The organism is Streptomyces kebangsaanensis (assembly GCF_001906585.1).
GTDB classification, from domain to species: Bacteria; Actinomycetota; Actinomycetes; order Streptomycetales; family Streptomycetaceae; genus Streptomyces; species Streptomyces kebangsaanensis.
This window is the reverse complement of sequence record NZ_JUJA01000073.1, coordinates 20,754-27,579: the sequence shown is the minus strand read 5'-3', so window position 1 is coordinate 27,579 and position 6,826 is coordinate 20,754. Positions and strand designations below refer to the sequence as shown.

8 protein-coding genes are annotated in these 6,826 nt (G+C 71.1%); 2 read left to right on the top strand and 6 right to left on the bottom strand.

The features are described 5' to 3' along the window. Nucleotides 1–155: 155 nt before the first annotated feature. On the top strand, nucleotides 156–638 hold the full coding sequence (locus RH94_RS10745; protein WP_073947214.1) for a hypothetical protein: 483 nt from the start codon (nucleotides 156–158) through the stop codon (nucleotides 636–638). 662 nt (nucleotides 639–1,300) lie between these two features. Beyond that, complete coding sequence (locus RH94_RS10740; protein WP_073947396.1) at nucleotides 1,301–1,840, top strand: manganese efflux pump MntP; 540 nt, start codon at nucleotides 1,301–1,303, stop codon at nucleotides 1,838–1,840. Here the strand turns inward: RH94_RS10740 and pqqE are convergent. From pqqE to RH94_RS10710, 6 genes are all read right to left on the bottom strand, one after another. After that, the gene (gene pqqE / locus RH94_RS10735) at nucleotides 1,730–2,932 is read right to left on the bottom strand and encodes a pyrroloquinoline quinone biosynthesis protein PqqE (RefSeq protein WP_079188978.1); all 1,203 of its coding nucleotides are present in this window, start codon (nucleotides 2,930–2,932) and stop codon (nucleotides 1,730–1,732) included. The two genes, RH94_RS10740 and pqqE, sit on opposite strands and share 111 nt — an antisense overlap. Next, nucleotides 2,925–3,254 carry a pyrroloquinoline quinone biosynthesis peptide chaperone PqqD gene (pqqD, locus tag RH94_RS10730; RefSeq protein WP_073947402.1) on the bottom strand — a complete coding sequence of 110 codons (330 nt, stop codon included), beginning with the start codon at nucleotides 3,252–3,254 and terminating at the stop codon, nucleotides 2,925–2,927. The genes pqqE and pqqD overlap by 8 nt, the downstream gene beginning before the upstream one ends. Nucleotides 3,255–3,259: 5 nt before the next feature. Next, complete coding sequence (gene pqqC / locus RH94_RS10725; protein ID WP_073947395.1) at nucleotides 3,260–3,958, bottom strand: pyrroloquinoline-quinone synthase PqqC; 699 nt, start codon at nucleotides 3,956–3,958, stop codon at nucleotides 3,260–3,262. A 19-nt stretch (nucleotides 3,959–3,977) separates the two neighbouring features. Beyond that, nucleotides 3,978–4,865 (bottom strand): pyrroloquinoline quinone biosynthesis protein PqqB, encoded by an 888-nt coding sequence (gene pqqB / locus RH94_RS10720; RefSeq protein ID WP_073947394.1) that lies wholly within the window; start codon nucleotides 4,863–4,865, stop codon nucleotides 3,978–3,980. A 108-nt stretch (nucleotides 4,866–4,973) separates the two neighbouring features. Continuing rightward, nucleotides 4,974–5,069: a pyrroloquinoline quinone precursor peptide PqqA gene (gene pqqA / locus RH94_RS10715; protein WP_073947393.1), complete on the bottom strand. Its 96-nt coding sequence runs from the start codon at nucleotides 5,067–5,069 to the stop codon at nucleotides 4,974–4,976. 52 nt (nucleotides 5,070–5,121) lie between these two features. Further along, nucleotides 5,122–6,825 (bottom strand): PQQ-dependent dehydrogenase, methanol/ethanol family, encoded by a 1,704-nt coding sequence (locus tag RH94_RS10710; protein WP_073947392.1) that lies wholly within the window; start codon nucleotides 6,823–6,825, stop codon nucleotides 5,122–5,124. Nucleotide 6,826 lies beyond the last annotated feature (1 nt).

Sequence of the window (6,826 nt, the reverse complement as noted above, 5' to 3'; positions counted from 1 at the left end):
TCGGGCGGGCCCGGACGGGTGACGAAAGCGCACGCCGCACACCCGGTCCGGCTGCCCCTGCCCGGCCCGCGGCCGCAAGCACACGGCCCCGGGGCGGAGCGACGGGCCACACGGCCACACGCCACTTCCCCTCACCGCACCACGGGATGAGCGACATGAGCAATCACCTGGTGGAGGACGCGAGCGACGACAGCTACGTCATGGACATCCTCGACATCACCCTGACCCCCGCATGGCCGCGCCTTGGACACCAGGTCCGCTGGGAGATGCACGGCCACCTCAAGGAGGCGGTCGACCTGACCCGGGTCACCTGCAGGGTGGTCATGAAGATCGGCCCGATGAAAATACTGGACAAAAGCTACAAGCTGCCCGAACTGCTGGCAAGCATGGGCACGAGCCTCTCGGGTGATCCCCGGCCGCCCGCCGGGCCGTGGCGGCAGACGTGGGACCTTCGGATCCCCGCGGCGGTGCCGGTGGCGAGGCACCGCATCCACCTGCGCGCCCGCACGGAGGACGGGAAGGACTTCCTCGCCCTGGACATTCCCGTCGTCTTCAGCCACCGATGGGCCACGGCCGGCGACGACGCCGGCTCGCCGAACCGCCCCGGGCTCGACCGGGATCTCAGCTGGTCACTGTGACCCGGAGCATCGGGATCTCCCGGCAGCGACCGCTGCGGAGGATCGAGGGGGAGGTCGCCGTGGTCCTCCGCGCGGACCCAGGCCAGTGGGCCCGCCGGCCGCCGTGGAACCGACGCCGCCATGCACCGCCGTGGCCAGGTCATCGGCTTCCGGCTGGGGACTTCCGCTCACCAGGCCGGCCTTCGGATCGCTGATGGCCGGGCACGGTGCCCAAGAGCTGTTCGATCGTCACCGGGGCCCGCGGCCCGGGGGAGACGGACGGCGGTGTGGAACACGGCGTCCGCACCGCCTTCATCACCCTGGCGACCGCTGCCACCGGCCAGGGGATTGGCTCCTCCGGGTGGGCGCGGAATTGCTGACGCATCTCCCGGGAAAACACCTCGGTAAGCAACACCCCGAACTGCTCCGAACAACTGTCCGTGATGGAGCTTTCGATGTCCGCGGTCGAATGTTCAGAAAGTGAACAGCAATGGTGAAATTCCGCGCGGGAGTGTTTCCGGGAGCGGATCACCGTCGGGCGAGTGATGTCGAGAAACTGCCGGGAATCGGCTTGCCGAGTTTATTCCACGGGTCTCCTGAGATATCATCGCCAGCATGGCGAATGCTAGGCGAGGCAATACCGTTCCTGCTGGTGTCGGTCGTCGTCGGGCAGCGACGTCGCCATGATCTGGGAAGTACTGGCCCTCGGTTTCGTCCTCAGTCTCGACAATTTCCGGGTCTCGATCGCGCTCGGCACCGTCCCGTTCGGTCTGAAGCGCGCGGTGCAGGTCGCGCTGACCTTCGGACTGTGGGACGCGGTCATGCCCCTGGCCGGGCTGTTGATCGGTCGCCGGATCGGGGAGTCCGTCGGGGGCGTCGCCGATCTGGTGGGCGCGGCCGCGCTCGGTGGGTACGGTCTCTACCTCATCATCTCGGCCCTTCGGAACCCCGAGCCGGAGGAGCTGGACCAGCCGTGGGCGCTGTTCGGCATCCCGTTGACACTGAGTCTGGACAACCTGGTCGCCGGGGCGAGCCTGGGGCTCCTCGGGCTCTCGCCGTGGTTCTCGGCCCCCGTCTTCGGCCTCATGACGGCGGTGATGTCGCTGATCGGGCTACGGCTCGGGCGGGCCGCGGCGCGCCTCGTCCGGATCCGCGCGGACCTGGTGAGCGGGGTCAGCTTGATCATCGCCGCTGTGACGCTGCCGTTGCTGTTCGGCAGCTAGCTCGCTCACTCGACCCCGGTGCGGGCGGGGGATCAGCGGGGGACCGCCGGCCCGCGAGCCGGCGTTGGCGGCCTCGACCACCCGGGCGACCAGGCCGTGGTCGGGCGACAGGTGGCAGACCGGGTCGGTGCGGGCGGCGTCGCCGGTGAGCAGGAAGGCCTGGCAGCGGCACCCGCCGAAGTCCAGCTCCCGCCGGGGGCAGCTCCGGCAGGGCTCCGGCATCCAGTCGGTCCCCCGGAACGCGGTCATCACCGGGGACTCGGTCCAGATCCGCTCCAGCGAGTCCTCCCGCACACTGGCCCGCGGCAACGGCAGGGAGTGGGCGGCCGGGCAGGGCAGGACGTCGCCGTTCGGCGTCACGGTCAGCTGCCGGGAGGCCCAGCCGCCCATGCAGGGCTTCGGGTAGCGGCTGTAGTAGTCGGGGAGGACGTAGATGACGTCCATGCGGTCCCGCAACCGCTCGCGCGCGGCCCGCACGACGACCTCGGCCGCCTCGAGCTGGGCCCGGCTCGGCAGCAGCGCGTCACGGTTCCGCCAGGCCCAGCCGTAGTACTGGGTGTTGGCCAGCTCCACCCGGTCGGCGCCCACCTCCTCGGCCAGCCCGAGCACGTCGGCGACGCGGTCGATGTTGTAGCGGTGCAGCACCACGTTCACGGTGAGCGGCCAGCCCAGCTCCTTGACCACGCCCATCGCCTCGACCTTGCGCCGGAAGGACGGGGTTCCGGCGATCCGGTCGGACACGGTCGGCTCGTCGGCCTGGATGCTGATCTGCACGTGGTCCAGGCCGGCGGCCCGCAGTTGCTCCGCCCTCGGACGCGAGAGCCCGAGGGCACTGGTGATGAGGTTGGTGTAGAGGCCCAGGCCGTGGGCGTCCGTCACGATCTCCACCAGGTCGCGCCGCAGCAGCGGTTCCCCGCCGGACAGGTGGCACTGCAGAACCCCCAGGTCACCGGCCTCGGCCAGCACCCGCCGCCACTCGTCGGTGGCCAGCTCGTCCTGGTAGTCGCCCATGTTCAGCGGGTTGGAGCAGTACGCGCAGGCCAGCGGGCAGCGGTAGGTGAGCTCGGCGAGCAACCCGAACGGGCTATCCATCGTCGAGCTCCACCCAGCGCCGGGCGACGAGCCGGGTCAGGAACCGCCGGACCTCGTCGTCGGGGACGGTCCGGTAGCGCGTGCCCAGCTCGGTCACGATCTCGGCCACGGTGCGCCGCCCGTCGCACAGCTCGAGGATGTCCGCGCCGCTGCCGTTCAGAACCACCACCGTCTCGGGGTGCAGCAGGACCTGGCGCTGCCTGGTCCGGCAGAAGGACAGCCGGACATGGCGCGCCAGCCGGGGCCGGTCCGAGCCGGACACTCCGACGCCGGGTCGGGTCCCGGTGCTGGTCCGGGTCGTTCCGGTAGGGGTCGGGTCCATGATGGTCACTCCGGGTAGGCCTGGTCGACGGCGTCCATCAGGCTCCACAGGACGTCGCACTTGAACGACAGCGCGTCGACGGCGCGTGCCTGGGACTCGGCGGAGAGGCAGTGCGCGGTGACCACCTCGAGGGCGTGCTCGCAGTCGCGGGGGGCCTGCTCCAGGCGGGCGCGGAAGTAGGCGAGGCCCTCGGGGTCGATCCACGGGTACCACCGCTCGAACGCGGCCAGCCGCGCCGCCATCAGGTCGGGCGCGAACAGCTCGGTGAGCGAGGACGCCACCGCCTCCACCCACGGGCGGGTCCGGGCGAAGCCCACGTAGGCGTCGACGGCGAACCGCACCCCGGGTACCAGGTGCCGGTGGTCCCGGACCTCCTCGCGGGTCAGCCCGGCGGCCTCGCCGAGGCGCAGCCACGCCTCGATGCCGCCCTCGCCGGCGGCGGCGCCGTCGTGGTCGACGATCCGTCGGATCCAGCGGCGGCGGACCTCGAGGTCGGGGCAGTTGGAGAGGATCGCGGCGTCCTTGCGGGGGATGTTCTCCTGGTAGTAGAAGCGGTTGGCCACCCAGCCCCGGACCTGCCGGCGGCTCAGCCGGCCGGCGTTCATCCGGACGTGGAACGGGTGCTGGTCGTGGTACCGCCGCGAGTGGGCCCGCAACGCCTCGACGAAGCCGTCGGCGCCGGTTCTCGTGGTTGTCGTCGTCATGGCCCTGCACCACCTGGCCCTACACCCGGACCTCGAGGCCGTCCGTGGCCACCTCCGCGCCGCTCTTCTCCAGGGTACGCCGCTCGGGCGCGTCCTCCAGGAGGACCGGGTTGGTGTTGTTCATGTGCACGTAGATCGTCCGCCCCACGCCCAGCGACGGGAGCTGCGCCAGGCTGCCGTCCGGGCCGTCGATGGGCAGGTGGCCCATCTCCCGGGACGTCCTGCCGGCCAGGCCGAGCCGTACGAGCTCGTCGTCGCGCCAGCAGGTCCCGTCGATCAGCAGGCACCCGCAGCCCTCGATCTCCACGCGCAGCGCCGGCGTCAGCGATTGCACCCCCGGCAGGTACACCAGGGTCCCCCCGCTGCGCTGGTCGGTCAGGCGGTAGCCCACGACGCGGCCGTGGTCCGCCCCGGCTCCGAACCGGTCGTGCTTGCTGGTCGGCACGTCGAACGCCCGGCAGGACAGTCCGTCCGCCAGGGCGAGGTCGGCGCCGGGCGTCACTGCCCGCCACTCGACCGGGCAGTAGCGCTCGAGCGTGCGCAGAATCCCCGAGCCGGCACACAGGGTCTCGCGCACCGCCGGTGTGGCGTACAGCCGCAGGGCGCGGGCCTCGCGCAACAGGAGCAGGCCCAGCGTGTGGTCCAGTTCGGCGTCGGTGAGCAGCACCGCCTCCAGCGGCGTCGTCCGGTCGTCGTGCGGGTGCAGGCCGGGGAAGGCCTCGATCTGGGAGCGGACGTCGGGCGAGGCGTTGACGAGGAACCACCGGCGGCGGTCGGCGCTGACCGCGACCGACGACTGGGTGCGCGCGGCGCCGGCCCGGGAGCGGACCGCGGCGCACACCGGGCAGCCGCAGTTCCACTGCGGGGAGCCGCCCCCCGCCGCCGAGCCCAGCACACGCAGCAACACGCCGGCACTCCGTTCGTCGAGGATCCGGGTCCGTCGCCGGCCCGGCCGTCCGTGACCGTCCCGAGCCGTCGGAGGCGCCGGACCAGGTCCGGCGCCGTCCCACGTCCGCTAGTCCTCCAGCCGAGCGACGTACATGGTCACCTCGGCCGCGACTGCGATCTCGTCGAACTCGGGCGTCTCCCACACAGCGAGCTGGGACTCCATGGATCCACCTCCTCTCTGCCTCCCCCGAACTGCGGCAGGCTCCGGTCACGCGCTACGACGACTCCGGGAGGGCGAAGGCGAACAGGGCGCTTCCGTGTCCCGCGCCGAGCATGCCGGGGAGGAACCCCTCGGCCCATCCGCCCCAGCCGACCGGCACGGCGATGTACTGCCTGCCGTCGACCATGTAGGTGGTCGGGTTGCTGTGGTGGCCGCTTCCGCACTGGAACTGCCACAGCGTCTCCCCAATGCGGGCGTCGAGCGCGACGAACTCCCCGGAGGGTTTGCCGGCGAACACCAGGTCGCCGCCGGTGGCCAGCACCGAGGCGCACATCGGGAGTTCGTTGCGCCGGCGCCACTTCTCCTCGCCGCTCGCGTCGAACGCGCTGATGGACCCCGCCATGTCCTCGATGTCCACCTGAACGCCCGCGCCCCAGTACGGGATGCTCTCTTTGAACTCCCGGCGCCGCCGGGTGGCCGTGGCACCGGTGTCCTGGACCGGGACGTAGAAGAGCCCGGTCTTCGGGCTGTAGGCCGCGTGGGTCCATTCCTTGGCGCCGGCCGGGCCCGGGTAGAAGTGGACCGGTACTCCCTCCTTGTCCGGGTACACCTTGGCCGTCACCTGGCCGTCCCTCGTGATCGCACCCCATGTGATGCGGTCCACGAAGGGGGTGATCCGGACCCGCTCGCCGTTCGTGCGGTCGAGGACGAAGAAGTAGCCGTTCTTGTCGAAGTGCCCGAGCAGTTTGCGCCCGTCCTGCTCGAACAGGATGCACTCGCCGATGCTGTCGTAGTCCCACACGTCGTGCGGGGTGCACTGGTAGTGCCAGCGGATCTGACCGCTGTCCACGTCGACGGCGACGATGCTGTCGGTGAAGAGGTTGTCGCCCGCGCGGACCTCTCCGTCGAAGTCGGGCGCCGGGTTGCCGGTGCCGATGTACAGCAGATTCGTCTCCGGGTCGAAGGTGCCGGTGATCCAGGGGTTCGCCCCGCCCCGTGCCCAGGCCTCGCCGTCGGCGGGCCAGGTCGCCGAGCCGGGTTCCCCGGGCTTCGGCACCGTGTAGCAGCGCCACTGGTGCTCGCCGGTGTCGAGGTCGAACGCGTCGAGGTGGCCGCGTACGCCGAACTCGCCGCCGGAACTCCCGACGACGACCATGTTCTTCACGACCAGCGGGGCGAGCGTGGCGCTCTCCCCGGCCCGGACGTCTCCGTAGGTCCTGTCCCAGACCCGCTTGCCGTTGGTGGCGTCGAGCGCGAGCAGACGAGCGTTCGCCGCGACGAAGAAGACCTTCCCCTGGGCCACGGCGACCCCACGGTTCACGTTCCCGCAGCACAGGGACACGTCGAAGGGGACCGCATGCTTGTAGCGCCAGATCTCCGTACCCGTCTTCGCGTCGAGGGCCCAGACCCAGCCGTCCCAGCCGGAGAGGAACATGACCCCGTCGACGACGATCGGGGCGGCCTCGAACGAGTAGGTCGACGCGCCCGCGATCAGTCCGGTCGTGCCGGCCTGGAAGACCCATGCGGGGCCGATGCGCTTGACGTTCTCCGTGTTGATCTGGTCCAGCGGGCTGTACCGCTGCCCGTTGTAGGCGCCGTAGTAGGTGAGCCAGTTCTGGGGCTCCTCGCGGGCGTTGAGTATGCGCTCGTAGTCGACGTCGGCCACTACCGGCGGCGCGACGTCTCCCCCGGGGGTCTTGTAGTTCAGGGTTCCCTGGTCGACAGCCCAGCCCGCGTCCACGTAGTCGACGGTCGTCATG

Coding starts and splice junctions, on each gene's coding strand:
- pqqD (WP_073947402.1), bottom strand. CDS start 3,254: ATGGACCCGACCCCTACCGGAACGACCCGGACCAGCACCGGGACCCGA.
- RH94_RS10740 (WP_073947396.1), top strand. CDS start 1,301: ATGATCTGGGAAGTACTGGCCCTCGGTTTCGTCCTCAGTCTCGACAAT.
- RH94_RS10710 (WP_073947392.1), bottom strand. CDS start 6,825: ATGACGACCGTCGACTACGTGGACGCGGGCTGGGCTGTCGACCAGGGA.
- pqqA (WP_073947393.1), bottom strand. CDS start 5,069: ATGGAGTCCCAGCTCGCTGTGTGGGAGACGCCCGAGTTCGACGAGATC.
- pqqE (WP_079188978.1), bottom strand. CDS start 2,932: ATGGATAGCCCGTTCGGGTTGCTCGCCGAGCTCACCTACCGCTGCCCG.
- RH94_RS10745 (WP_073947214.1), top strand. CDS start 156: ATGAGCAATCACCTGGTGGAGGACGCGAGCGACGACAGCTACGTCATG.
- pqqC (WP_073947395.1), bottom strand. CDS start 3,958: ATGACGACGACAACCACGAGAACCGGCGCCGACGGCTTCGTCGAGGCG.